This window comes from Dehalogenimonas sp. THU2 (assembly GCF_039749495.1).
Lineage (GTDB): Bacteria > Chloroflexota > Dehalococcoidia > Dehalococcoidales > Dehalococcoidaceae > Dehalogenimonas.
Window position 1 is genome coordinate 40,990 of sequence record NZ_JBDLLU010000009.1, and the last position, 23,391, is coordinate 64,380.

At 56.2% G+C, this 23,391-nt stretch carries 26 protein-coding genes, 3 tRNA genes and 1 other annotated feature; of the genes, 8 read left to right on the plus strand and 21 right to left on the minus strand.

All coding sequences use genetic code 11. The features are described 5' to 3' along the window. The first annotated feature begins 154 nt into the window (after positions 1-154). Both ABFB09_RS06010 and ABFB09_RS06015 read left to right on the plus strand, forming a co-directional pair. Positions 155-1,672: a YifB family Mg chelatase-like AAA ATPase gene (locus ABFB09_RS06010; protein WP_347000599.1), complete on the plus strand. Its 1,518-nt coding sequence runs from the start codon at positions 155-157 to the stop codon at positions 1,670-1,672. Between the two features lie 30 nt (positions 1,673-1,702). Beyond that, positions 1,703-2,392 carry a DUF502 domain-containing protein gene (locus ABFB09_RS06015; protein ID WP_347000600.1) on the plus strand — a complete coding sequence of 230 codons (690 nt, stop codon included), beginning with the start codon at positions 1,703-1,705 and terminating at the stop codon, positions 2,390-2,392. Here the strand turns inward: ABFB09_RS06015 and ABFB09_RS06020 are convergent. The 15 genes from ABFB09_RS06020 to ABFB09_RS06090 form a co-directional block, all read right to left on the minus strand. Further along, on the minus strand, positions 2,378-2,626 hold the full coding sequence (locus ABFB09_RS06020; RefSeq protein WP_347000601.1) for a hypothetical protein: 249 nt from the start codon (positions 2,624-2,626) through the stop codon (positions 2,378-2,380). The two genes, ABFB09_RS06015 and ABFB09_RS06020, sit on opposite strands and share 15 nt — an antisense overlap. Positions 2,627-2,778: 152 nt before the next feature. After that, positions 2,779-3,156, minus strand: a complete 378-nt coding sequence (rplL, locus tag ABFB09_RS06025; RefSeq protein WP_347000602.1) for a 50S ribosomal protein L7/L12 — start codon at positions 3,154-3,156, stop codon at positions 2,779-2,781. 32 nt (positions 3,157-3,188) lie between these two features. After that, positions 3,189-3,731 carry a 50S ribosomal protein L10 gene (rplJ, locus tag ABFB09_RS06030; RefSeq protein ID WP_347000603.1) on the minus strand — a complete coding sequence of 181 codons (543 nt, stop codon included), beginning with the start codon at positions 3,729-3,731 and terminating at the stop codon, positions 3,189-3,191. 16 nt (positions 3,732-3,747) lie between these two features. Continuing rightward, positions 3,748-3,890: a sequence feature (ribosomal protein L10 leader region), on the minus strand. A gap of 59 nt (positions 3,891-3,949) precedes the next feature. Further along, on the minus strand, positions 3,950-4,663 hold the full coding sequence (gene rplA, locus ABFB09_RS06035) for a 50S ribosomal protein L1 (RefSeq protein ID WP_347000604.1): 714 nt from the start codon (positions 4,661-4,663) through the stop codon (positions 3,950-3,952). Between the two features lies 1 nt (position 4,664). Next, positions 4,665-5,087 carry a 50S ribosomal protein L11 gene (gene rplK, locus ABFB09_RS06040; protein ID WP_347000605.1) on the minus strand — a complete coding sequence of 141 codons (423 nt, stop codon included), beginning with the start codon at positions 5,085-5,087 and terminating at the stop codon, positions 4,665-4,667. Positions 5,088-5,120: 33 nt separating this feature from the next. Continuing rightward, positions 5,121-5,654, minus strand: coding sequence for a transcription termination/antitermination protein NusG (gene nusG, locus ABFB09_RS06045; protein WP_347000606.1), 534 nt, complete (start codon positions 5,652-5,654; stop codon positions 5,121-5,123). A gap of 45 nt (positions 5,655-5,699) precedes the next feature. Beyond that, on the minus strand, positions 5,700-5,927 hold the full coding sequence (secE, locus tag ABFB09_RS06050; protein ID WP_347000607.1) for a preprotein translocase subunit SecE: 228 nt from the start codon (positions 5,925-5,927) through the stop codon (positions 5,700-5,702). A gap of 23 nt (positions 5,928-5,950) precedes the next feature. Beyond that, entirely contained in the window at positions 5,951-6,115 is a 165-nt protein-coding gene (rpmG, locus tag ABFB09_RS06055) for a 50S ribosomal protein L33 (RefSeq protein WP_347000608.1), read from the minus strand. Between the two features lies 1 nt (position 6,116). Further along, positions 6,117-7,319: an elongation factor Tu gene (gene tuf, locus ABFB09_RS06060; protein ID WP_347000609.1), complete on the minus strand. Its 1,203-nt coding sequence runs from the start codon at positions 7,317-7,319 to the stop codon at positions 6,117-6,119. 34 nt (positions 7,320-7,353) lie between these two features. Continuing rightward, positions 7,354-7,429, minus strand: a tRNA-Thr gene (locus ABFB09_RS06065). Positions 7,430-7,487: 58 nt separating this feature from the next. Continuing rightward, a tRNA-Tyr gene (locus tag ABFB09_RS06070) sits at positions 7,488-7,572 on the minus strand. A 14-nt stretch (positions 7,573-7,586) separates the two neighbouring features. After that, positions 7,587-7,659 (minus strand) — tRNA-Thr (locus tag ABFB09_RS06075). A gap of 130 nt (positions 7,660-7,789) precedes the next feature. Beyond that, positions 7,790-8,482, minus strand: coding sequence for a PIG-L deacetylase family protein (locus tag ABFB09_RS06080; RefSeq protein WP_347000610.1), 693 nt, complete (start codon positions 8,480-8,482; stop codon positions 7,790-7,792). Next, the gene (locus ABFB09_RS06085) at positions 8,475-9,704 is read right to left on the minus strand and encodes a glycosyltransferase (protein WP_347000611.1); all 1,230 of its coding nucleotides are present in this window, start codon (positions 9,702-9,704) and stop codon (positions 8,475-8,477) included. The genes ABFB09_RS06080 and ABFB09_RS06085 overlap by 8 nt, the downstream gene beginning before the upstream one ends. Then, positions 9,697-10,680 carry a GNAT family N-acetyltransferase gene (locus ABFB09_RS06090; protein WP_347000612.1) on the minus strand — a complete coding sequence of 328 codons (984 nt, stop codon included), beginning with the start codon at positions 10,678-10,680 and terminating at the stop codon, positions 9,697-9,699. The genes ABFB09_RS06085 and ABFB09_RS06090 overlap by 8 nt, the downstream gene beginning before the upstream one ends. Positions 10,681-10,836: 156 nt before the next feature. Here ABFB09_RS06090 and ABFB09_RS06095 point away from each other — a divergent pair, with 156 nt between their 5' ends. Then, positions 10,837-11,472 carry a DUF4389 domain-containing protein gene (locus ABFB09_RS06095; protein WP_347000613.1) on the plus strand — a complete coding sequence of 212 codons (636 nt, stop codon included), beginning with the start codon at positions 10,837-10,839 and terminating at the stop codon, positions 11,470-11,472. A gap of 1 nt (position 11,473) precedes the next feature. On the opposite strand, the gene ABFB09_RS06100 is transcribed toward ABFB09_RS06095, so the two are convergent. Further along, entirely contained in the window at positions 11,474-11,839 is a 366-nt protein-coding gene (locus ABFB09_RS06100; RefSeq protein ID WP_347000614.1) for a Rieske 2Fe-2S domain-containing protein, read from the minus strand. A gap of 333 nt (positions 11,840-12,172) precedes the next feature. On the opposite strand from ABFB09_RS06100, the gene ABFB09_RS06105 reads away from it, so the two are divergent. Together ABFB09_RS06105 and ccsB are read left to right on the plus strand one after the other, a co-directional pair. Then, complete coding sequence (locus ABFB09_RS06105; protein WP_347000615.1) at positions 12,173-13,564, plus strand: cytochrome c biogenesis protein ResB; 1,392 nt, start codon at positions 12,173-12,175, stop codon at positions 13,562-13,564. Between the two features lie 3 nt (positions 13,565-13,567). Beyond that, a complete protein-coding gene (gene ccsB / locus ABFB09_RS06110) occupies positions 13,568-14,392 on the plus strand; it encodes a c-type cytochrome biogenesis protein CcsB (protein WP_347000616.1) in 825 nt (274 codons plus the stop codon). Between the two features lie 118 nt (positions 14,393-14,510). On the opposite strand, the gene ABFB09_RS06115 is transcribed toward ccsB, so the two are convergent. The 4 genes from ABFB09_RS06115 to rd are packed head-to-tail and all read right to left on the minus strand — an operon-like array spanning position 14,511 to position 17,722. Continuing rightward, positions 14,511-14,915 carry a CoA-binding protein gene (locus ABFB09_RS06115; protein WP_347000617.1) on the minus strand — a complete coding sequence of 135 codons (405 nt, stop codon included), beginning with the start codon at positions 14,913-14,915 and terminating at the stop codon, positions 14,511-14,513. A gap of 10 nt (positions 14,916-14,925) precedes the next feature. Continuing rightward, complete coding sequence (locus ABFB09_RS06120; RefSeq protein WP_347000618.1) at positions 14,926-15,804, minus strand: thiamine pyrophosphate-dependent enzyme; 879 nt, start codon at positions 15,802-15,804, stop codon at positions 14,926-14,928. Positions 15,805-15,806: 2 nt separating this feature from the next. Then, positions 15,807-17,534: a 2-oxoacid:acceptor oxidoreductase subunit alpha gene (locus ABFB09_RS06125; RefSeq protein ID WP_347000619.1), complete on the minus strand. Its 1,728-nt coding sequence runs from the start codon at positions 17,532-17,534 to the stop codon at positions 15,807-15,809. Between the two features lie 26 nt (positions 17,535-17,560). Beyond that, positions 17,561-17,722 carry a rubredoxin gene (gene rd / locus ABFB09_RS06130; protein WP_347000620.1) on the minus strand — a complete coding sequence of 54 codons (162 nt, stop codon included), beginning with the start codon at positions 17,720-17,722 and terminating at the stop codon, positions 17,561-17,563. Between the two features lie 469 nt (positions 17,723-18,191). Here rd and ABFB09_RS06135 point away from each other — a divergent pair, with 469 nt between their 5' ends. Beyond that, the gene (locus tag ABFB09_RS06135; protein WP_347000621.1) at positions 18,192-18,590 is read left to right on the plus strand and encodes a hypothetical protein; all 399 of its coding nucleotides are present in this window, start codon (positions 18,192-18,194) and stop codon (positions 18,588-18,590) included. 78 nt (positions 18,591-18,668) lie between these two features. On the opposite strand, the gene ABFB09_RS06140 is transcribed toward ABFB09_RS06135, so the two are convergent. Then, positions 18,669-20,798, minus strand: coding sequence for an acetate--CoA ligase family protein (locus ABFB09_RS06140; RefSeq protein WP_347000622.1), 2,130 nt, complete (start codon positions 20,796-20,798; stop codon positions 18,669-18,671). A 147-nt stretch (positions 20,799-20,945) separates the two neighbouring features. On the opposite strand from ABFB09_RS06140, the gene ABFB09_RS06145 reads away from it, so the two are divergent. After that, positions 20,946-22,322, plus strand: coding sequence for a TIGR04283 family arsenosugar biosynthesis glycosyltransferase (locus ABFB09_RS06145; protein WP_347000623.1), 1,377 nt, complete (start codon positions 20,946-20,948; stop codon positions 22,320-22,322). Further along, complete coding sequence (arsS, locus tag ABFB09_RS06150; protein WP_347000624.1) at positions 22,306-23,286, plus strand: arsenosugar biosynthesis radical SAM (seleno)protein ArsS; 981 nt, start codon at positions 22,306-22,308, stop codon at positions 23,284-23,286. Before ABFB09_RS06145 ends, arsS begins: the two co-directional genes overlap by 17 nt. Positions 23,287-23,391: the final 105 nt, after the last annotated feature.

The window sequence follows — 23,391 nt, forward strand, 5'->3', positions numbered from 1 at the left end:
GAAAGTCGAGCTCGCGGCATTCGATGTGATGGGGGCATCGCAAATCTCTCTTAATCTCTCTTTACGAAAGAGAGAGACGCGAATTGGGTCGAAGGCTGAATGAAGCTATGCGATTATTGACACCTTGTCCCGGTCCGGTTAACATAGGGAACACATGTTAGCCCGCGTCATGACCTGCGCCTTACTCGGCCTCGAAGGCACCATCGTCGAGGTTGAAGTGGATATTGCTCCCGGTTTGCCCAGCTTTACCGTGGTGGGACTGCCCGACGCGGCCATCCAGGAAGCGCGTGAACGGGTGCGGGCCGCGGTTCGTAATTCCGGGTTCTTTTTTCCCATGAAACGGGTGGTAGCCAGCCTGGCGCCGGCGGATTTCAAGAAGACCGGCCCAGCTTATGACCTGCCCATCGCCCTGGGTATCCTCTTAAGTTCCAATCAGCTTACCGCCGACGTTTCCGGTATCGCGTTCCTGGGCGAACTATCGCTCGAAGGCAAGCTGCGCCATACCGGTGGGATCCTGCCTATGGTGGCGCTGGCTTACCAGCATGGCTACCGCCGGGTCACCGTACCCGCCGAGGACGCCGCCGAAGCCTCCATGGTGGAAGGCGTGGAAGTCATCCCCATCAAGACCCTGGCCGAACTGGCGGCTTACCTCTCCGGCGAGATTGCACTGCCGCTGCCGCCCGAGCGCCCCGCCCCGCCCGAGCTTCCACCCGACTACGGCATCGATATGTCTCATATCAAAGGCCAGGAGCACGTCAAGCGGGCGCTTGAAGTGGCTGCCGCCGGTACCCACAACGTGGTCATGTCTGGCCCGCCCGGCTCCGGCAAGACTATGCTGGCGCGGGCTTTAACCACCATCCTGCCGCCCCTGTCCAACGAGGAGGCGCTGGAGGTGACCAAGATCTATTCCGTCTCCGGCTGCCTGCCGCCGGGGATACCCATGATGAAGGAGCGGCCGTTCCGCTCACCGCATTACACTACTTCCGCGGCGGGGCTGGTGGGCGGGGGGCACTGGCCGCGGCCGGGTGAGATCACCCTGTCGCACCGCGGCGTGCTTTTCCTGGACGAGCTGCCGGAGTTCGGCCACAATATGCTGGAGGTGCTCCGGCAGCCGCTGGAGGACCGGGTGGTCACCATCAGCCGCTCCCAGGGATCGGTGACCTTTCCGGCCAATTTCATGCTGGTGGGCGCCATGAATCCCTGCCCGTGCGGTTATTACGGCGACCCGCTTAAAGAATGCCGCTGCGCCCCGGCCCAGATCACCCGCTATCAGAACCGCCTGTCCGGGCCGTTCCTGGACCGGGTGGATATCTTCATCGAGGTGCCGAGGGTGGATTATGACAAGCTGTCCGGCAATCACCAGGGGGAAGCGTCGGCGGCCATTTCGGAACGCGTCAGCAAAGCCAGGAAGCGGCAATCGGAGCGTTTTACCGGCTCCCGGCTGGTGGCCAACAACGATATGACGGCGGCGGATATCAAGCGGCACTGCGCCCTGGATACCCCGGCGGAGAGCCTGCTGAAGACCGCCATGCGGCAGTTATCTCTATCCGCCCGCGCTTTTCACCGGACGCTGAAGCTGGCGCGCACCATCTCCGACCTGGATGGCAGCGACCTGATCAAAGCCCACCACATGGCCGAGGCGTTGCAATACCGGCCGCGCCTGACTGTTTAACTAATCAGCCGAATGAGCTAAGATAAGACGATGGCGACAGATAGCGGAAAAAATCCGATCACTGATGAACCGGATAAAGATGAGTCCCAGCCCTGGCTGGTGCGGAACGTCCGTCGCAATTTTCTAACCGGCCTCCTGGTGACGGTCCCGGCGGCGCTGGTGGTCATCGCCCTGTTGTGGTTCTTTACTACCATCGACAGCGTCCTGCAACCCTTTATCCAGTTCTTTTTTGGAGAACCGATCACCGGATTGGGTTTCGCCATCACCCTCGTTCTTATCTACCTGGCCGGGATACTGGCCTCCAACATCGTCGGCAAGAGACTCATCCAGTTCGGTGAAGCGATCGTCGGCCGGCTGCCGATACTGCGCCAGATCTACAACGCCGCCAAGCAGGCCATGAACAGTATCTCAGGGGCCAGCAGGGCCAAGGCGGCCTTCCGCGAAGTGGTGCTGGTGGAATTCCCGCGGAAAGGCATCCGGGCGGTGGCTTTCATCACCAACGAGATCCAGGACGCCGACGGCCGGCAGCTTATCGCGATTTATATCCCGACGGCGCCGGTGCCGACATCAGGCTATTTTGCCCTGGTTACTGAGGAAGAGATCACCCGCACCAATATATCGGTGGACACGGCGATGAAGATGGTTATTTCCAGCGGCATCGCCTCGCCGCAGGAGCTGGACGCCCGTATCGGCGGGCGGGTACCGCTACGACCCGAATAACAACCCTAGAACCACCACCAGCACACCGATAGCCACAGAAATCCAGCCACCGGTCCGCAGCGACCCAGGTTCCGGCCTTACCGGATTGTGGGTCACAAACTCCCGGAGGTCCCGTTTCCCGGCAAGAGCGTTGTAATACCCCTTTTCCTCACGGGAACCGAACAGTAAAAGCACTACACCGACGACGATAAAAAAGGCGCCCAGGCCTAAAACTATCGCGTTGTCACCGGACATGGGGTTCCCCCTTTATTCCGTCGAGTTTGAATCTGTCCATATGCCGGAATTATAGATTGTTGCCGTAACGTTAGCAAGGAGTGGTACCGATTAATAACGAGAGGCGGCTCCCCGATCGGGGAGCCGCCTCTTTGAATCCTGATTGACGCCGGTTATTTGACTTGAACGGTGGCGCCGACGGCTTCCAGCTTCTCTTTGGCGCTGGCCGCCTCTTCCTTGCTGACCGCTTCTTTGACCGCTTTGGGGGCGGCTTCGACCAGATCCTTGGACTCTTTGAGGCCGAGGTTGGTCAGTTCGCGGACGACGCGGATGACGTTGATCTTGTTGGCGCCGATGTCCTTGAGGATAACATCGAATTCGGTCTGCTCTTCAACCGGAGCCGCCGGTTCAGCCGAGCCGCCGGCAGCGGGAGCCGCAGCCATCTGGACCGCCGCGCTGACGCCGAACTCTGCTTCGAGAGCCTTGACCAGCTCAGCCAGTTCCATCACATTCAGTGCCTTGATTTCCGTGATAATGTCGTTAACAGCCATGGTTTCTAATCCTCCGTTTTTATATCTCTATTTTATTTGGCTTCTTCTATTTGCTTGAGGCGTCCGTTCAAGACGGTTACCAGTCCCTGGATAGGCGCGTTGAGAGTGCCTACCAGCCGGTAGATGGGGGTCTGGATACCGCCCAGGACCTTGGAGATCAAGACCTTCTTGGGCGGCAGTTTGGACAGGGTGGTCACGTCTTCGGCGCTCAGGGGGCTGGATCCAAGAAATCCTCCGGCGACCGTCATCACCGATTTGGAGGTTACGATGTGCTCCAGAACCATTTTAGCCGGCGCAGCCACATCTTCACCGAAACCATACGCCATGGCGATGGGGCCGTCGAACACCGGAGCCAGCTTGTTTTTGCCCGCGCCGTTGGCGGCGTTCTTCACCAGGGTGTTCTTCACCACTTTATAACCGACCTGGGACTGGCGCAGCTTGGTGCGTAGTTTAGTCAGTTCCGCGGTGCTGACACCACGGTAATCCGTGATGATGGCCACGCTGGCTTCTGAAATGATCTTTTCCAATTCATCGATAGTCTGCTGTTTTTTGAGTCTTACTTTGGCATTGGGCATTCTCTACCTCCTCAGGTTAATAATAAAAAAAGTCCCTGCACGCGCAAGGACTTAAAAATGCGGACCATTCACAGATCCCTATCTTTTTCCTCGGCGGGCATTGCATTAAGTCCCGGAAACCGGGACACCGGCTGTCTTCGGATATTCTTTTGTAAAACGGTGTCAATCTTAACACTAATTGTCGCCCCCCGGCAAGGGCGGGCCGGCTACGATGCCGTCTAAACTCCGGCCAGGGCCATAACCGATCTCATATCCAGCTTGATGCCGGGACCCATGGTGGTACAAACGTAGGCGCTTTTGATGTACTGACCCTTGGCGCCCGGCGGCTTGGCGCGTACAATGGCGTCGACCAGAGAGGTCATGTTGCCGAGTATCTTGTCTTCCTCAAAGCTGGCCTTGCCCAGGATGACATGGATGATGGCGGTGCGGTCCAGTTTGAACTCTACGCGCCCCATGCGAGCTTCTTTGATGGTCTGCGGTAAATCCGACGCGGGCACGACGGTGCCAGCTTTGGGGTTAGGCATAAGACCTTTGCGGCCCAGCATCTTACCCAGCTTACCGACCTTGCCCATCATCTCGGGAGTGGCGATAGCCACATCGAAGTCCAGCCAGCCTTCGTTGATCTTGGCGATCAGGTCATCGGCGCCGACATAATCAGCTCCGGCGTCGCGGGCGATCTTTTCGGCGTCGCCCTGGGCGAACACCAGAACCCGTACCTGCTTACCCAGACCGTGCGGCATCAGGGCTACGCCACGGACGACCTGGGCGGAGTTGCGGGGATCGAGCCCCATCTTGAGATGCATTTCAAATGTCTCGTCGAATTTGCAGGTGGCGGCCTTGCGGGCCAGGCTGATGGCTTCCGCCGGGGCGTAATCCTTACCGGATTCGACCAGTTTTTCTACGGCTTCAAAACGTTTACCATGGTCTGCCATTTTATTTTACCTTTATCCCCATACTCCGGGCTGAACCTTCAATAATGCGTTCGGCGCCGGTTACATCTACAGCGTTCAGGTCTTTCATCTTCATCTGGGCGATCTCACGCAATTTAGCGCGGGTAATCACCGGCGGTTCATTATGTCCCGCGTTGCCGGCGCCCTTGGGTACACCGGCGGCTTTCTTGAGCAGGTCGGTAGCCGGGGGGGTCTTGGTGACGAAGGAAAACGACCGGTCATCGAAGATGGTGATCTCTACCGGTACCACCGTGCCTTCCATGGAGGCGGTACGCTCGTTGTATTCCTTGCAGAAGCCCATGATATTGACGCCGTGCTGACCTAGCGCCGGACCGATCGGGGGTGCCGGATTAGCCTTACCCGCCGGGATTTGCAGCTTTACTATTGCCTTAATTTTTTTAGCCAATGTTTATCTCCTTGAAACGCCGTAGGAACCCTACTAGAGTTTCTCCACCTGTAAAAAGTCCAGTTCCACCGGTGTCTCCCGGCCGAAAAGGGAAAGCAGAACCTTGACCTTGCCCTTTTCCGTGTTTACCTCATCAACCATGCCGATGAAATCTATGAACGGCCCGTCGATCACCCTGACGCTCTGTCCCTTCTTGAAGCCCACCTTGACCCTGGGAGCCTCGGCTTCCATCTGGGTGATGATGCGGTCAACTTCATGAGGCTGAAGCGGCGTCGGTTTACCGCCGGTGCCGACAAATCCGGTGACTCCCGGAGTATTGCGGACGATATTCCAGTTCCGGTCGTTCATCAACATCTGAACAATAACGTAACCGGGCAGTATCTTGCGCCGGATGCTCCGCCGCTGGCCGTTTTTAACTTCGACCTCTTCCTCGGTGGGTACCTCAACCCGGCCGATCTCTTCACTCAGATCCAGTGTCTGAATGCGTTCGCCCAGATTTTTCTTCACCCTTTCCTCATGACCGGAGTAGGTGTGAACCACGTACCACTTCTTATCGTTTTCCGTCAACTCAAGTACCCTTCAGGTTGCGCCTTAAAAAGACCGTCTGCGCTGTTAATCTAAAAGAAACGTATCCACCAGGAAAGACAGGCCGTAATCCAGCGCACCAAGAACCAGTCCCACGCTTGCGGCCACTACCAGCACCATAACGGTCAGTTTCTGTGTCTCCCCGCGAGTCGGCCAGGTTACCTTCTTGAGTTCGGCGATGATATCACCGAAGAAGCTGGGTTTGGGGGGAGCCGCCGGCCTGGTGGCCGGCGGCTTATTCTGCGACTTTTGCATCGTTTGCTTTCGCCCCTGTTCCGTTACTTGGTTTCCCGGAATAAGTGGTGCGTCCGGCAACGAGGACAATACTTATTGATTTCCAGGCGCCGCGCATCATTGCGCTTGTTCTTGGAGGACGTATATACCCTCTCGCTGCACGTGGTGCAGGCGAAGGTGATGATGATCCGGTTCTCTGTCTTAGCCATATTACTCCAGAATTTCGGTGATGGCGCCGGCGCCTACGGTGCGGCCGCCCTCACGGATGGCAAAACGAAGACCCTTTTCCATTGCCACCGGGTAGATCAGATTGATCTTCATCTTGATGTTATCACCAGGCATCACCATTTCCACGCCGGCAGGTAGTTCGATGTTACCGGTTACATCGGTGGTGCCGATGTAGAATTGCGGTTTGTAACCGTTGAAGAACGGAGTGTGGCGGCCGCCTTCGTCCTTGGACAGTACATAAACCTCGGCCATAGCGCTGGTATGCGGTTTGATGGAGCCGGGCTTGGCCAGTACCTGGCCGCGTTCAAGGTCAGTGCGCTCAACGCCACGGAGCAGCAGACCGACGGCATCGCCGGGCTCGGCGCTGTCAAGCAGCTTATGGAACATTTCGACGCCGGTGACCACGACCTTGCGGGAATCATGGTGCAGACCGACGATCTCGACTTCTTCACCGACCTTGACCATGCCGCGATCGACGCGGCCGGTGGCCACGGTGCCGCGGCCCTTGATGGAGAATACGTCTTCAATCTGCATCAGGAACGGCTTGTCCTTGGGACGTTCCGGCATGGGGATGAAGGTGTCGACGGCATCCATGAGTTTCAGGATGCGGCCGCACCACGGGCATTCTTTCTTGCCGCAGGCGCATTCCAGCGCTTTGACGGCGGCGACCCGAACGACCGGGGTATCATCGCCGGGGAACTTGTATTTGTTGAGAAGTTCGCGCACCTCAAGTTCGACCAGTTCCAGAAGCTCTTCGTCTTCCATGATGTCGACCTTGTTAAGAGCTACCACGATGGCCGGAACCTGCACCTGACGGGCCAGCAGTACGTGCTCGCGGGTCTGGGGCATGGGGCCGTCGGGAGCGCTGACCACCAGGATAGCGCCATCCATCTGGGCGGCGCCGGTGATCATGTTCTTGACGAAGTCGGCATGGCCGGGGCAGTCGATATGAGCGTAATGGCGGGTGGCGGTCTCGTACTCCACGTGGGAGATAGCGATGGTCATACCGCGGGCTTTTTCTTCAGGCGCGTTATCGATGGAATCGAAACTGCGCTTCTGGGCCAGACCGGCGGCGGCCAGCACCGTGGTGATGGCGGCGGTCAGCGTGGTCTTGCCGTGATCGACGTGACCGATGGTGCCGACGTTGGCATGAGGTTTGGAACGATCGAACTTCTGTTTAGCCATTGTATTATTTTTCCCCCTTTAGATTTCTTTTATCTGGAGCCCACAATCGGATTCGAACCGATGACCCCGTTCTTACCAAGAACGTGCTCTACCTGCTGAGCTATGTGGGCAACCGTAACATTATAGGTTTTCCCAACTGTGTTGTCTAGCCACCAAGGTATAAAAAACTGGAGAGGACTGGGTTCGAACCAGTGAAGCCCTTTCGAGCGGCAGTTTTACAGACTGCTCCGATTAACCACTCCGGCACCTCTCCACGTGCGGCGGCTAAGCCCGAGAGGGGATTCGAACCCACTAACCTACCGATTACAAGTCGGTTGCGCTACCATTGCGCCACTCGGGCAGACGCTGGTCATTCTTCCGAACGGCCAGACCTCTGCTTTTTCAAACAGAAAGACATTATATGTAATCTGGCACGTCTACGTCAAGAAACGTACGACCCGGCAGCATAGTATGATTACGGTTTGTCGGGGTTACCACGGTATCTCGATGCGCCGGAAAGCCTCGGCCATGATAAACTCTTCGCCATCAGCGGCCGCCGAGGCCCGTGCCTTGATCCGGTCCAGCCGGTCCATGAAATCGGCTTCCACCTGGCTTTTGTGGCATTTTATGGCCTCAAGTTTAAGGGTAAAGGTCGATGTAATATCAGACTTGTAATTGGAGTCTTCAGCGCCGGCCAGCCAGACCTCGCCCACTTTATGCGGTTCATAGCCGTTAGCCAGGAGGTCGGGGTAGGCCAGATGGTCGCGAGAATACGGGAAAACAGCGTCCATGACCGCCTCTCCGCATTGCCGGTGATCCCGGTGCCACCAGATGTAACGCTGGTAGGGGGAGTGAGTGATGACCAGGTCCGGACGATAACCTCTAACGAGGCGCACCAGTTCCTTGCGCAGATCCGGCGTGGCTTCGAGTCCCTGGTCGGGATACCCTAAAAACACCACTTCGGCCACTCCAAGTACCGCCGCCGCCGCCCGCTGTTCCACCATGCGGATTTCGACTAGCTTTGCAGGGGTCATATCGCGGTCGGAAGTGCCTTTATCCCCCGCGGTGCAGATGACATACACCACCCGCTTGCCTTCCCGGGTCAACCGGGCGATGGTGGCGCCGGAAGAAAACTCCGGGTCATCCGGATGGGCCATTATTACCAGAACGTCAGCTTTATCCATTACGCGTTACCTCGATAGTCCTCGATGCCAGAACCTTCCGGTAAACGCTAACGGCGCGTTCGGCAACGGCATCCCATCCGAAATCCCGCACGGAAGCATGCAGAGCATCCCGATCGATAGAATCCCTATTCAACCATGCCTCCAGCGCTTCCGCCATGTCCGCAGGGTCGTTGCCCGGCGTCACCGTTCCGGAGAAACCTTCCTTTATAAGCAACCGGGCGGCGCCGACATCGGCGGAAACCACCGGTACGCCGCAGGCGACGGCTTCAAGCGCCACCATGCCGAAGGTCTCGGAATAGGAGGGTACCGCCACCACATCGGCAGCGCTGTAATAACGCGGCAATTCACGCTGGGGAACAGCACCGATAAATTGAACCTTCTCATCGATTCCGAGCACGGCGGCCTGTTGTTTCAACCGTTCGAGAGCCGCCCTGCCGTATTCATCACCGCCAATGACGATCAGGCGGCAGTCCGGGGTCTTTACTAGACTCATCGTTCGGATCAACCGGTCGATGCCTTTGAGCTTGTCCAACCGGCCGACGTAGAGAACAGTGGGTGCCGCCGAAAGACCCAGTTTTTGCCGAGCCGCCGTCTTATCGACCGGACGGAAAAGATCGAGGTCAACGCCACAGGGCACGACACTGATCTTGCCCCCGGCGCATTCATGGTGCCGGATAACGGAAACTCTCTCTTTTTCGGTGCCGGAGAGGATATGGCAGCAGCCGGAAACGATATCCTGCTCCGTCACTAACCGCAAGGCTGGTTCAGGCTCGCCTAAACCCAGCTCATCCTTTGCCGCCCCGACCGTGTGGAAGGCGAAGACGTGCGGTATTTCCCAGTCCGCGGCCAGTTTCAGCCCCACTTCACCGGACAGCCAGTAGTGGCTGTGGATGAGATCGTAATCCGCACCATCCTGCGCCCGGAAGTCCTCGAGGTTTTCACAGAACTCCCGCAGGTGGTTGTACTGCGTGAGTTTACCCATTTCCTCGACGGCGCCGGCGCGGATATGGATCAGGCGAACCCCCGGGGCCAGGCGTTCCCATTCGGCGTCTTTCGGATCATGGGCACGGGTATAGATATCCACCGAATGACCCCGCCGCCCGAGCGCCGCCGCCAGTTCCCGGATATACACGTTCATGCCGCCGGTATCGCGCCCGCCCGGCTGCCCGATCGGACAACTGTGCACCGACAGCATGGCGATACGCAGAGACTTATCAGCCACCGGACAGCTCTATCCGGCAACGGGAGATCGGCATCTCCCGCCCGCCCAGATGGTATTTATATACCTCGGCGCCCTTGAGAAAATCGTATCTGATCATCTTTTGCTCGATAGCATCCTGAATGGAATAAACCTTGGATAGCAACCCGACACTGAGGCCGGAACGCTCCGGCTCGTAACCGCTGTTATAAAGATATCGGGTTCCATTATAATCGAAACACATGATACTGGCTACCGTTTGACCGTCCAGTTTCAGGTGACCGAAGCGCAGCCAACCAGCTTCATGCATCGCAGTCGATAGTTGATTGAAGTAAGACTCCATCTCTTCAGTCATGAACTCGGCTTTGTCCTGACGGCTGATACGCAAGAGGCGCAGGAGCGTGCGCAATTCACCCGCGATATCCTTTGGTGGCTTTATGTCAAATTCCAGGCTTCCGGCATCCCCCAGGCGGCGGCCTTTCCTTTTTAACTCATGGCGCTGGTGGGTTGAGAGCGCCGCCAGATACCCGACCCAATCATCCGGCAAAGGCATTTCAAGGGTAACATCGGTGTCTTCGGATTCGACCGGAAGGGATCGCTCCCGCGCTAACGGCAGCAGGTGTGTCATGACCTTCGAATCCGGCCGCAAGGACTCCAATTCGAGCCTCCGGACACCGGCGGATTTCAATTCATCGAGCACCGTGGTGAAAAATTCGGATTCCTTGCCATCAGCGACGATAAAATCAAGATAATCGCAAACATTGGCGCTGCCGATAAATCGGACGGTATCGCCTTTCCTCCGTAGCGGGGCTATACCGATGACCGTATCGTCACGGAGGACCAATCTGAGGAAAAGCTCATCGTCCCCCCCGAAGCTCTTCCACCAGGCGTCGATCCATTGCGGTGATACGAAGGGATGAGGCGCGGTGAGACCGTGTGAGATACCCGGCCACTCCGAAATGAACTCGCCGGTGCTTAGAGGTTTATGGGTAAACGGCATATAAATAAGGATAGCATGAGGCTTTCGACTTGTCATCCCCGGAACGTGTAGCATCCAACACTGTAGATTAAGATGCGACTATTAAAAATAACCATTGCAAAAACCTATTCCCAGGCATAGACTTATTCTTGAAATTTCCACGAGGAGGACAAACCGGTGGTTGAAAACATCAATTCCTACCCAGCCAGCCTGTCGATCGATTACCCGGATAAACCGCGAGACAGGGTGAGCGTCGCCTTCCGCCTCTTCATGGTTATCCCCATCGCAATAATTCTGACTTTAATCAGCGGCGGAGTCTCACAATACACTGTCGACAAAATAACCTACTCCTGGGGTAGTGCCGGGGGCATAATTTTCGCGGCCGCTGTAGCGATGATACTCTTCCGTCAGAAATACCCGCGCTGGTGGTTCGACTGGAACCTGGCTTTCGCCCGTTTCAATTACCGGGTCACGGCCTATATGGGGCTGCTGCGCGATGAGTACCCCTCAACCGACGAGGAACAGTCCGTTCACCTGGATCTGGTCTACCCTGATGTTAAAAAAGACCTGAACCGCTGGTTGCCGCTGGTAAAATGGTTCCTGGCCATCCCGCACTATATTGTGCTGGCTTTCCTGATGATAGCCGTCATCGTTTGCGTCATCTTTGCCTGGTTCGCCATCCTGTTCACAGGTTCCTATCCCAGGGCGCTCTTCGACTTCGTTGTCGGCGTGATGCGCTGGGGGCTGCGGGTTTCCGCCTATTCGGTCCTGCTGATTACCGACCGCTACCCGCAGTTCAGCCTGGAACCGTAGCTTAGGGCATCATGTTCTTGTCTTCGACGCCGACCAGGATGTCGTTGCCTTCCACCTTGACCTGATAAGTCAGCTCATCGGCGGTGGAGGGGAACTGGATCGGGCCCATTTTCGGTCCGCGCAGGTTTTTGCCGGTGGTGATGTCGAACTGGCTGCCGTGCCGGGGACAGGTTACGACATTGCCCTCGATGGCGCCTTCCGACAGGTCACCGCCCATGTGGGTGCACCACCGTCGTAAGGCATAGAAATTACCCCCGTGATTGAAAACGACCACATCATGTTCACCGATTCTGGCTGGCTTGCTCGCGCCCTCGGCGATCTCATCTTTGGCGGCTACTGTAATAAATTCCACGATGTCGTTTTCCATCCTTTTTCAGGTATTTATTCCTTCTTCATCATAAACCTGAATGTAAGTTAAGGCAAAAATTCCCGTGAAGACGCCGACCCGCTGCAACAATGACCAGTGGGTGTTTTACCTTTATGCCACAAAGGGCGAGGTTAACAATAGGAAATTGACCTAACTTGAAATATAAGTCAAGATTAATGATATGAAGTTATATACGGAGCAAGGACCGGGGTCCGGCCGCCATTCAGGCACCGACTTAACTCTAACCCCACTGCTCAGATCGTCTCGACAAGGGGACCGGGCAGCCATGTATCAGGATGAGAGTCCAAATAACATGAAGGAGACCTATCAACCTTGAAACCCGTCTGGCGCATTTTCAGTTCGGTTCGGTTGGCATTATGGATCATCCTGCTTCTGGCACTGGTGAGTATAGCCGGAGTTCTTCTCAGGCAGATGCCACCGGCGGTAACCGCCGACCCTGAATTAGTAGAACTGTGGTTGGAACAGATCGCTCAACCGGCATACGGCGGTATGACCAGCGTCTATAATTTCTTTGGTCTCTTCGATGTGTTTCATTCACCGATTTTTCTGATATTGGGTGGGGTACTCATCATCAATATCACCGTCTGCTCATTGAAACGGTGGCCTTCCCTGGTAAAAATCGGCCGGGGCGTGAATACGGATAGCGCCGCCCGGTTGCTGGATAAAGGTAACGCTACCAGAGGCACCAGCAAACTATCAGCTGCAGAAGCAACCACCACCTCAAAAGGTTTCTTCACAAGGCGCGGCTACCGTGTAAGAGAACATTTGGCAGACGGCGGCACGGTTCTGGTAGCAGATAAAAACCGTTTCGCGCCCTGGGGTACTTATGCCATCCACTTGAGCCTAATCCTGCTGATCGCCGGATACATATTCGGAAGCTATTCGGGCTATACCGATGACGCTTTTATTGTCGTGGAAGGCGAAACCCGGGCGGTAGGTTTCCCCTACGATGTCTCCATCCGCCTCGAATCGTTCGAGGACGAATATTATACCGACGGTTCCCCGAAAGACTATCGTGCCCAGGTGGAGTTGTTAGTCAATGCCCAGGTGGTTGAAGAAGGTTTGATCCGTGTGAACTATCCAATGGATTACGACGGACTGAAAATCTATCAATCTTTCTTCGGCCCCGCGGTAACATTGCTGATCAACGACGGTGAAGGACAGGAGATATTTCACGGACCCGTCACCCTGCCCAATCCATTTACAGTTGATGGGTTGTCGCGAAGCTCCGGCAGGTTGGACCTTCCCGGTAATGATATCTTTGTTTTTATCATCAATTCCGCCGGTCCCGCCGACCCAATAATCCCCCCGGGCGAGGTCCGCCTTGAGTTTTATGAGGGTTCCCTCCCGGAAAGCGAATTCATCGACGGTCTGAATACCCAGGTAGGCACCGCATTAGAATTCCAAGGCAACTCCTTCACTGTGGAAAACGAGTTACAGTTCTCTGGTTTCCAACTCAGAGAAGACCCCGGTCTATGGATGATCTGGACTGCCTTCACCCTGTTTATGATCGGCCTCGGTGTTGTCTTTTACTACCCCCATCGGCAGATCATCATCGCCGTTCATCCTGAAGTTAAGGGCAGCCGTTTTTCCTACAACATCCTGGGTAAGAAAGACTTAAATCCGGAAGAAATTCAGTCTTTCACCCAGGCCATTGGTGCAACCGGCCAGATCCAGCCGAAAAAACTTGAAAGGAAGTCATAGTCCATGCAGGCTATCTTTTTCTGGGCCAGTCTTCTTGCCCTTGGTTTCATCACCCTTTTGTTGATCGCTTACATCATAAGTCTTCGGAACGCCCGGGCGCAGGGCACGGGTGGCGGAACGATTCAGCAGATTCTCCTGGGCCTGATGGTCCTCGTTTTTATCCTACTGACAGGTGTTATTGCCACGCGCTGGATAGACACCGGCCATGGTCCTTTTTCAAGCATGTATGAATTCGCCATCGCCTTCTCCTGGGGTATCGTGGGTCTGGGGATCCTCTATTGGGCGCGTTTCCGGGTAATGCTGGTTTCCGGTGCATCCTCGTTGATTGCCCTCGCGCTGTTAGCTTACGCCGCCTTCCAACCGTCGGAAGCCTCGGAACTGGTACCCGCTCTGCAGCAAAGTTTTCTGCTATCTACACATGTCGCCGCCGCCGCGCTATCCTACGGTGCCTTCACCATCGGTTTCGTCTGCGCCATAATGTTCCTGATGCAGCGAAAACAGGTTAAACGCTGGATGCCGTCACCGGAAACCCTCGATCGCATCAGCTATCACACGGCCATCGTCGGGTTCCCATTACTCACCCTGGTCATCATCCTGGGGGCAATTTGGGCCGAGTATTCATGGGGGCGCTACTGGGCGTGGGATCCCAAGGAAACAGCTGCCCTGATCACCTGGTTCTTCTATGCCGCGTATCTGCATACCAGGGTACTCAAAGGCTGGCAGGGCACCCGTTCCGCGATACTGCTGGTTATTGCTTTCATCGCAGTCATTTTCACGTTTTTCGGCAATTATTTCTTTTCGGGACTGCACGCTTTCGAGGTAGTGTAACCGGTCGCGAGTCGGGAGTTATGAGTCGCGGGTGAAAACCGAAAACAAAAAAGGCCGGTGGCGAGAGCCAACCGGCCTTTTATATTCACCCTTCGATATGATTAAGGGAACGGGGTTGCTAGTGTTTTTTCCCCGCCATTGCGGCGTGCGCCTTGGCGATGCACCGGTCCATGATCACCGTCAGGCCGGCCTCACGCGCTTTCGCCGCCGCGGCCTCATTGATCACACCCTCTTGAAGCCATAACACTTTCGCTCCGACGGCGATAGCCTCATCCACAATGGGCATGACCTTGTCCGAAGCGCGAAACACGTTTACTACCTCTATCGGGCCCGGCACGGACGCCAAGTCCGGGTAGCTTTGCCTTTCCAGGACTTTGTCGACGGTGGGGTTGACCGGTACCACCCAGTAATTGTTATCGCGCAAGTAAGCAAAGACCTTGTTCGAGTGCCGTTCGGGATCCGGCGAGGCACCAACAATGGCGATATTGCGATATCGGGTCAGTATCTCTTTTTCAACATTCATAACAATCACCTCAAATAAAGTCTTTCAACAATCCGGTGATGCTCTTCGGGTCCAGTTTTTCTTTCATCACAGGTGATTGTCCAGCCACACCGACATATTCATCGAACGTCTCGCGCTCGTTTCGGTAGATAACACCGGTGGGTATCTTGTCGCCCCACTCCAAAGCTTTTTGGAAAGCCGCTGCCCGATCGCCGGGATCGTAGCCTTTCTCATCCTCTAACTTGTACACCCGCTCACGGTACCAGTCATATGTATTCTTCTTGTTGAAGCTGACACACGGCTGGAGGATCTCGATGAGGGCGAAGCCTTTATGCTTGACCCCCTGCGCTATCAGATCAGCCAGATGTTCAATATCTCCGGCAAAGCCGCGGGCGATAAAACTGCAATCGCAGGCCACGGCGACAGCCAGGGGATGCATAGCCACCCAGGCCCCATCAGGATTCATTTTAGTGGTAAAACCCAAATCTGTGGTAGGTGACGCCTGTCCTTTGGTCAGGCCGTATACCTGGTTATTATGCACCAGATAGGTCAAATTCGGATTGCGGTTCACGGTGTGCAGAAAGTGATTGCCGCCTTCGCCGTAAGCATCGCCGTCGCCGCTCTCGGCAATAACCACCAGGTCGGTGTTGACCATCTTGGCTGCCAGCGCCGCCGGCAGCGGGCGGCCGTGAAGTCCGTTGAAAACATTAGCCCGTGTATAATGGGGCAGCTTAGCCGCCTGGCCGATACCCGAGACCATGAGTACTTCATGGGGCGCCAGTTGCAATCCCACCAGCGCTTTGTCGACCGAGCGCAGGATTCCAAAGTTGCCGCATCCGGGGCACCAGGCACTTTCGGAAGCCGGGCTGTAGTCGTCGATGGTCACCTTTTCTTTTTGTTTGGCCGGCATGTTCACGCCACCTCCCGTTCGAAGTGCTCAACGATGTACTCGGCGGACAACGGCCGCCCGTCATAACGGGCGATATGCCCATCCATCTTTATGCTGGTCTCGGTCCGGATGAGGCGTCCGAGTTGTCCAGTAGCGTTGCTCTCGATAACAATGTTCTTGGCTACTCCGGCCAGATTCTTGACCAGCACTTCAGCGGGGAAAGGCCAGAGTTCATTGAAATGAATGACGCAGGCGCTGACGCCATTAGCTTCCAGCAGGCAAGCCGCTTCCTCGATAGCCCCGCGACTGCTGCCCCAGCCGATTAGATTGAATTTTGCCTTTTCCCTGTGGTGGAAGGCCGGTTCGCCGACCTCTTTTTGAAGTCCTTCATGCTTACGCATCCGCTTTTCCACCATCAGCCGCCGGGTCTCGGCGTCTTCGATGATATGGCCTGCCTCGCTATGTTCATCGGAATCAGCGACAACCAGAGCTTTGCCCTGTCCGGGGAAAGCCCGCGGTGAAATCCCTGATTTGGTATACGCGTAGCGCTTGTATTCTCCGGCTTTATTCGCCTCTTTATCGGTCAGCAGGTCTCCGCGTTCGATGACGACCGCATCAAGATCGAAGGGCGTGACGGTGTAGTAGGAATCAGCCATCTCATGATCGGTCAGGATGATGGCCGGGCTCTGATACTTTTCGGCCATGTTGAAAGCCTTGACCGTCAGCCAGAAAGCCTCCTCAGCATTGGCCGGCGCGGCGATGAAGCGGGGAAACTCACCGTGACCGGCATGCAGAGCAAAGAGCAGTTCCCCCTGCTCGGTGCGCGTCGGCAATCCGGTAGACGGGCCGGCGCGCTGCCCCAGGACGATAACCACCGGCGTCTCGGTCATACCCGCCAGGGACAAACCCTCCACCATGAGGCAAAAACCGCCGCCGGAGGTAGCTACCATGGAACGCGCCCCGGTGAAACCGGCGCCGACGGCCATGTTGATAGCCGAGATCTCGTCTTCAGCCTGTATCACCAGCACCCGGAACTCTCTTCCCTTATCGGCCAGGTATTCCAGAATCGGCGTCGAAGGGGTCATCGGGTAACCGGCCACAAACCGGCAACCGGCGGCCAGCGCCCCCAGGGCTACGGCTTCATTCCCGGAGATCAGCATTTTACCGGAGCTTTTTCCAGCCTTCAGGCGTTCTGTATAATCTTTCGGGCGATGCTGTTGAGCAAATTCGTAACCCGCTTTCGCCGCCTTGATGTTGCCCTCAACCACCTTATCGCCGTGACGCCCATATTCCTCCCGCAACACCCCGATCAGTATCTCAAGATCGTAATCGAGCAATCCGAGCGCGGCCGCGCTGGCCACCGTATTGGTCATGCGCAGGCTGCCCGCCTTCTCCTCGGCGATCTTTTCAATGGGGATGTCGAGGGTGAGGACACCTTTGTCCGGTTTAGATCCGGTCTTCTCCCCGTCATAGATGATGATGCCGCCGCCCCGGATTTCAGAGAGATGAAGGTCTATGGTTTCGGCATTCAGCGCCACCACCATGTCGGCCTTCTCCAGTGGTGACTGCACGGGGTCGCTGGATATCCGCACCCGGGTGAAAGAATTCCCGCCACGGATCCGTGATTCAAAATCCTGGTCGGCAAAGACCTCATAGCCGCCGCGCATCATCGCCCTGGCCAGTACCGACCCTACCGATTGGACGCCCTGTCCGGCTTCGCCCCCGACGAGGATATTCAAGTCCGTTGACATCAAGGCACCTCCAGTTTGCTCAGGGTTTAATCTTCTTTGACGAACTGGTCCTTGGCGGCGCCGCAGACCGGGCAAACCCAGGAATCCGGAATATCCTCAAATGCCGTGCCGGGCTCGATACCGCCATCCGGGTCACCTTTTTTGGGGTCGTAGATGTAATTACAGATAGTGCAACGATATTTAGCCATAACGGTTCATTCCTCCTGTCCTTTTTAGAATAGAGGCCCAGGTGGCTTATGTCAAAACGGGATCCGATCGGATCATGAAAGCATTTTCGTTCAGCCGCGGCTCCGTCAAATTTCCGACACAGCTTATAGTAAAATCAATCCCGATAGATATTTCCGGTACGATGTGATCTTGCTGCTATGATTGTGTTTGGCTATCAATGATTAGTTCATACAACTTGTTTCATTCTCTACCTGGTTGGATATTTTACACTTTCTGTCACGATCCAATCTCAGTACTAATACAATTGATGGGAACCTTACACTTCATAAAGATTTAGTTACCAAGGAATATAATGGTGACCACGTATTCTGAAATACGTCAGCACCGTTCCTAAATTTATTTTTCAAAGTAGCTTCTAACCCCTTTACTTTTAATATATTCTTTCGATATACTTGTTGATAACAGAATAATTAATTGGGAGATTATAAAATGCCTGAAGCAAGAGTCCTGATCGATCTACAAGAAGGTGTCATCGAACTAGAGGGACCGATCGAATTTGTCGAAAAACACATGGCTCTTTTTATCCCTGAAATGATGGGGGTCGAAGAGCTGGAAGAAGAAAAACCCGTTGTTAAACGGGGCCGCCCGGCTAAGGCCGGTAAACCCAAGAAAAAGAAGAGAGTGTCCTGCGATAAAATCATCGACGCCCTGGCCGGTGAGGGATTCTTCGCCCAGCCCCGCGGTTTCGGCGCCATCAAACAGGAAGTGCTGAAGACCGACCCCGGCTGCTCTGATAACAAGATCAGGCAGACCCTGAAAAAGGCCATCGCCGGAGAAAAGATAACCGCCAGCGGCGCCGGCCGTGGAATGAAATACACCCAGGTATAAGTTGTTCGATTCCTTCTGCTACAAACATGAAGCGCCGGGGTTAAGCCCCGGCGCTTTTTCCTTTATACAAGTATTGTTTTAAGCAAGCAACACTCGCGCGTCCACTACGGCGTACCCCTGACCTGACGCGAAGGCTTTCACCGGATTAAGATCGAGTTCCTTGATCCGGGGCAGATCTTCCGCCAGTGCGGACAATCTCAGCAACAGGTCTTCAAGGGCGGCGATATCCGCCGGTGGCGCGCCGCGGAAGCCTTCCAGTAACTTGTAGGCCTTGACCGAACGCACCATCTCCCGGGCGTCGGTATCCGTAAGCGGTTGAATACGGGTTACCGTGTCCTTGAACAGTTCGGTATAGATGCCGCCCAAACCGAAGAGGATGAGCGGGCCGAAAACATCATCATGGGTAACGCCGGCGATGACCTCGATGCCCTCAGGCGCCATACGCTGGACGCTCACCCCGCCCGCCTCCGGCAGGCGTCCAGCCACTGTCAGCCGTTCCATCATCTGTTCATACGCCTGCCTGAGTTCATCCGGCGACCGGATGTCGAGCCTTACCCCGCCCACCTCCGTCTTGTGAATGATAGTCTTCGAGTCCAGCTTCAGTGCCACCGGGAAACCGAGAGCTTCAGCTGTTTCCAACGCTTCGTCGAGGTTGGCAGCGAACCGGGGCGCCATGGCGGTGATGCCGTATGCGTCAAGAAGATCATAAACATCACCGGGCGGCAGCCAACCGGGGGGCGCTTCATCGACGATCTTCCTGGCTTTAACCAGGTCGATGCCGGATAGTTCCGGAACCGTTCCGCGTGGTTTCTGTCGGTTCAGACTGTAATCCCGCACGCGGGCGAGAGCATAGACGGCAGCCTCCGGGAAAGAAAAGGACGGGACGCCGGTAGCCCCAACCGGCATGACGGTACCGGGCACACAGCCTCGTTTCCCCATGAAAGAGGCCAGCAGCGGTTTGCCCCGGCGCCTAAAGTCCGGGGCCAGTTCCTTGATAACTGCGGCTACTTCTTCCGGGCAGGCGAACACCGGCGGGATAAAGATGACGATAACCGCATCGATGTTGCCGTCAGCGGCCAGCAGCGTCAGCGCACCGCGGTATTCGGCGGCGCCGACGTCCGTAATATCCACGGGATTGCCCAGTGAGGCTCTGACCGGCAGCAGTGTCTTAAGCCCGGCCATGGTCTCGTCTCTTAGGGATGGCAGTTCCAGTCCCCTCGCGGCGCAGGCGTCGGCGGCCAGCGCCCCCGGCCCGCCGCCGTTGGTGAGGATAGCCACCCTGGAGCCCCGGGGCAACGGCTGGCGCGACAGCACGTCGGACACGTCGAAAAGTTGTTCCAGGCTGTCCACCCGGATGATACCGGATTGGGCGAAGAGAGCGTCCGCGGCCACATCCACGGTCGCCAGGGCGCCGGTATGGGAGGCTACCGCCCGGGAACCGGCGGCTGAACGACCGCTCTTGACCGCGACGATGGGCTTTTCAGGTGAGATCGAACGGGCCAGACGTGCGAATTTCTTGGGATTGCCGAATGATTCCAGATAAAGCATGATGACATCGGTGGCCGGATCGTCCCGCCAGTACTCCATGAGGTCGTTCGAGGAAACATCGGCCCGGTTACCGACGCTGGCAAAAGAGGAGAGGCCGATATTGAGATTATTAGCGTATTCCAGTATCACTAAACCGAGCGCGCCGCTCTGGGTCGCCATGGCAATATTGCCTTGAGGCGGAAATACGTGACCAAAAGTAGCGTTCAGACTGACATTCGGAGCTGTATTGAGAACACCCATACAGTTAGGCCCGACGAGGCGCATACTGTAACGGCGGCAAACCGAGACCAGTTTCCGCTGCCGTTCGACACCGGCATCATTGTTCTCGCCGAAACCGGCGGAAATCACGATGATGGATTTGACTCCCCTGGCGCCGCATTCTTCCGCGGCGTCCAGCACCTTTTCGGCGGGCAGTACGATAACAGCCAGATCGACCTGTTCAGAAATGGCGGTTATCGACGGGTAAGCCCTAACGCCCGATATGACATCGGCCTGTGGGTTAACCGGAAAGACCGGACCATGGAAAGCGGCATCAAGGAGATTCTGAAAGATCTTGTGGCCGATGCTGCCTTCACGCCGCGAGGCGCCGATAACCGCCACTGAACGCGGATTGAGCAGCGCCTCGATCGAAGTTGCTTTCAGATCATCTGACACGATCATAAGGACTCCTGAACAGACCAAAGGGCGATTTCCACACTTCGATTGTAAGCCACCGGCAGCGGTTGGGCAAAACGGCGCGCACTGGTATAATCCAAAGAACCAAAATGCATCGATGTGGAATGCGGATGGGCCGAAGGGTATCGATTATTGAAGACACCTCAGAACTCTGATGGCCTTAATATCGGTCCAGGCAGGAATGGATCCCGTTTTTCAGTCGTTATTCCGGCACTGAACGAGGAAGCGGCCATCGGGCGCTGCCTCGATGCCATACGTGCCATCGACCCTCACGTTGAGATTATCGTCGCCGACGGGGGGTCCACCGACCGGACGGCAGAGATCGCCGCGGGCCAGGGGGCCGTTGTCGTTCACTCACCGCGAGGCCGCGGGAGGCAGTGCAACGCCGGCGCGAACCGGGCATCGGGCGAGGTCATTCTCTTTCTTCATGCCGACACGATATTGCCCGAAGGGGTTTTCACAAGGTTAAAGTCGATCTTCACAGACCCGGACATCAAGGCGGGTACATTTAGAGTCGCTTTCGACCGCAAGCACTGGTTACTGGATATCATCACCTGGAAGGCCACGTTCGAGTTGGGCTGCCAGCGGTTCGGTGATTCCTGTATAACAATGCGAAAAGACTTTTTTCGACAGCTTGGAGGTTTTCCGGACCAGAACCTGTTTGAAGACCTGGAACTGCTGCGCCGCGCATGCCGGCAAACCCGGATTCGCCGCTTTCCGATGAAGGTGGTCACTTCAGCCCGCCGTTTCACCGAAAACGGTGTCTTGCGCCAACTGCTTCGGAACTCATGGTACATCAGCAGATACCTGGCCGGGACTCCGGCGAATAAACTGGCGGAAGAATATGAGAGTCGAAACCGCCGTGTAAAGCGACCGGTGTTGCTCATGATGGTGCGGTATCCGGAACCGGGAAAGGTTAAATCCCGCCTGGCTGCCGCTGCCGGCGATGAAACCGCCGCGGATATTTACCGCTCTTGCGCGGGACGTCTGTTTGCCGCGGCGGACGGCCTGCCGGAAGAGATCGATAGGTGCCTGTATTGCGCCGACGCCGGCGATATGGAACGTATCGGAAAATGGGCCGGGAACGGATTTGGAATCGATGCCCAGCGCGGCGACGGCCTCGGCGAACGCCTCGATCAAGGCTTCACGACATCATTCAACCAAGGGGCCGTTAAAACAGTCATCGTCGCCAGCGACGTTCCCGGTATTTCATCGAGCATTCTCCGGGAGGCATTCGACGCTCTTGACCGTCACGATATCGTCATCGGCCCCTCACTGGACGGCGGTTATTACCTGATCGGCCTTAAACGACCCGAACCGAGGCTTTTCCGGAATATCGACTGGAGCACTCCCACAGTACTTGACCGGACCCTCCAGACAGCCAAGGAATGCGGCCTTAACCCCTGTGTGTTACCGGTGTTACTAGACATCGACACCGCCGATGACTGGCATCGATGGATTGAATCTCAAAAAGAATCGAACGAGGTCGGCTATGCCAAAACTCGATAATTCGCTATCAGAAAAATATGATTTCGGCGCCTGGCTGGACTCCCGCAGGCTGGACCTTTCCCCGACCGGCATCGACACCCTCTGGCTGAACATCACCCGCCTGTGTAATCAGGCGTGCCGTCACTGCCATGTCAACGCCTCGCCCGAAACCCCGCTTCACATGAGTGAGGATGTAATTAACGCGTGTTTAGCTGCACTCGAAACAAATGATCAGATCTCAAAGGTGGATATCACCGGCGGCGCCCCTGAGTTACATCCGCGGTTCGAGCACCTGGTGAAAACGATCCGAGCCGCGGGCAAGCAGGTTATCGTGCGTCATAACCTGACGGTGACTATCGACGGCCACCCGCTTTCCGGCGAGCCGAAAGACCATCTGCCCCGCTTCTTCGCCGAAAATAACGTCCAGGTGCTGGCTTCATTGCCTCACTATTCCGATATAGCCACCGATATGGTACGCGGACGGGGTGTCTTTGAAAAAAGCATCGAATCGCTCCGCAGACTTGCCGCGGCGGGTTACGGCATTACTCCGGGCCTGTCTCTGAAGCTGGTGACAAATTGCGACGGCCCTTTGAGTTGCGCCGGCAGAGCCGCTCTGGAAAATGGATTTCGTGATTCCCTCGCCAGATACGGCATCAACTTCGATGATCTCCTGACCGTGACCAACATACCGGGCGGCCGCTATGCTGAGACACTCCGGCGGGAAGACGCATACGAGGCCTACATGACCAGTCTGTTCGATTCGGCGAGCGAGACAGCGGCCCGGGTCGCCGTCTGCCGCTCACTTGTAAGCGTCGGCATCGATGGCCGCCTCTACGATTGTGATTTCAACCAGGCAGCCGGTTTACCCATCGGTTTGGGGCGCCCGGCGACCATCTTCGATTTCGATTACAACGCTCTGCTTGAGCGTAAGATCAATTTCGCCAGCCACTGCTTCGGTTGCATCACCGGAGCCGGCAGCGGCTGAAACGGCGATCACAAACTGCCCGTGTAGGCAGTGTTACGAATACTACAATAGGCTGATCCGAAATCCCTCTTAAATCTCTCTTTACGAAAGGGAGAGACGCGAACA

Bases quoted from the DNA above. Each gene is read 5' to 3' on its own strand.
- ABFB09_RS06010 (WP_347000599.1), top strand. From the start codon at position 155: ATGTTAGCCCGCGTCATGACCTGCGCCTTACTCGGCCTCGAAGGCACC.
- ABFB09_RS06015 (WP_347000600.1), top strand. From the start codon at position 1,703: ATGGCGACAGATAGCGGAAAAAATCCGATCACTGATGAACCGGATAAA.
- ABFB09_RS06020 (WP_347000601.1), bottom strand. From the start codon at position 2,626: ATGTCCGGTGACAACGCGATAGTTTTAGGCCTGGGCGCCTTTTTTATC.
- rplL (WP_347000602.1), bottom strand. From the start codon at position 3,156: ATGGCTGTTAACGACATTATCACGGAAATCAAGGCACTGAATGTGATG.
- rplJ (WP_347000603.1), bottom strand. From the start codon at position 3,731: ATGCCCAATGCCAAAGTAAGACTCAAAAAACAGCAGACTATCGATGAA.
- rplA (WP_347000604.1), bottom strand. From the start codon at position 4,663: ATGGCAGACCATGGTAAACGTTTTGAAGCCGTAGAAAAACTGGTCGAA.
- secE (WP_347000607.1), bottom strand. From the start codon at position 5,927: ATGCAAAAGTCGCAGAATAAGCCGCCGGCCACCAGGCCGGCGGCTCCC.
- rpmG (WP_347000608.1), bottom strand. From the start codon at position 6,115: ATGGCTAAGACAGAGAACCGGATCATCATCACCTTCGCCTGCACCACG.
- tuf (WP_347000609.1), bottom strand. From the start codon at position 7,319: ATGGCTAAACAGAAGTTCGATCGTTCCAAACCTCATGCCAACGTCGGC.
- ABFB09_RS06080 (WP_347000610.1), bottom strand. From the start codon at position 8,482: ATGGATAAAGCTGACGTTCTGGTAATAATGGCCCATCCGGATGACCCG.
- ABFB09_RS06090 (WP_347000612.1), bottom strand. From the start codon at position 10,680: ATGCCGTTTACCCATAAACCTCTAAGCACCGGCGAGTTCATTTCGGAG.
- ABFB09_RS06100 (WP_347000614.1), bottom strand. From the start codon at position 11,839: ATGGAAAACGACATCGTGGAATTTATTACAGTAGCCGCCAAAGATGAG.
- ccsB (WP_347000616.1), top strand. From the start codon at position 13,568: ATGCAGGCTATCTTTTTCTGGGCCAGTCTTCTTGCCCTTGGTTTCATC.
- ABFB09_RS06115 (WP_347000617.1), bottom strand. From the start codon at position 14,915: ATGAATGTTGAAAAAGAGATACTGACCCGATATCGCAATATCGCCATT.
- ABFB09_RS06120 (WP_347000618.1), bottom strand. From the start codon at position 15,804: ATGCCGGCCAAACAAAAAGAAAAGGTGACCATCGACGACTACAGCCCG.
- ABFB09_RS06125 (WP_347000619.1), bottom strand. From the start codon at position 17,534: ATGTCAACGGACTTGAATATCCTCGTCGGGGGCGAAGCCGGACAGGGC.
- rd (WP_347000620.1), bottom strand. From the start codon at position 17,722: ATGGCTAAATATCGTTGCACTATCTGTAATTACATCTACGACCCCAAA.
- ABFB09_RS06135 (WP_347000621.1), top strand. From the start codon at position 18,192: ATGCCTGAAGCAAGAGTCCTGATCGATCTACAAGAAGGTGTCATCGAA.
- ABFB09_RS06140 (WP_347000622.1), bottom strand. From the start codon at position 20,798: ATGATCGTGTCAGATGATCTGAAAGCAACTTCGATCGAGGCGCTGCTC.
- arsS (WP_347000624.1), top strand. From the start codon at position 22,306: ATGCCAAAACTCGATAATTCGCTATCAGAAAAATATGATTTCGGCGCC.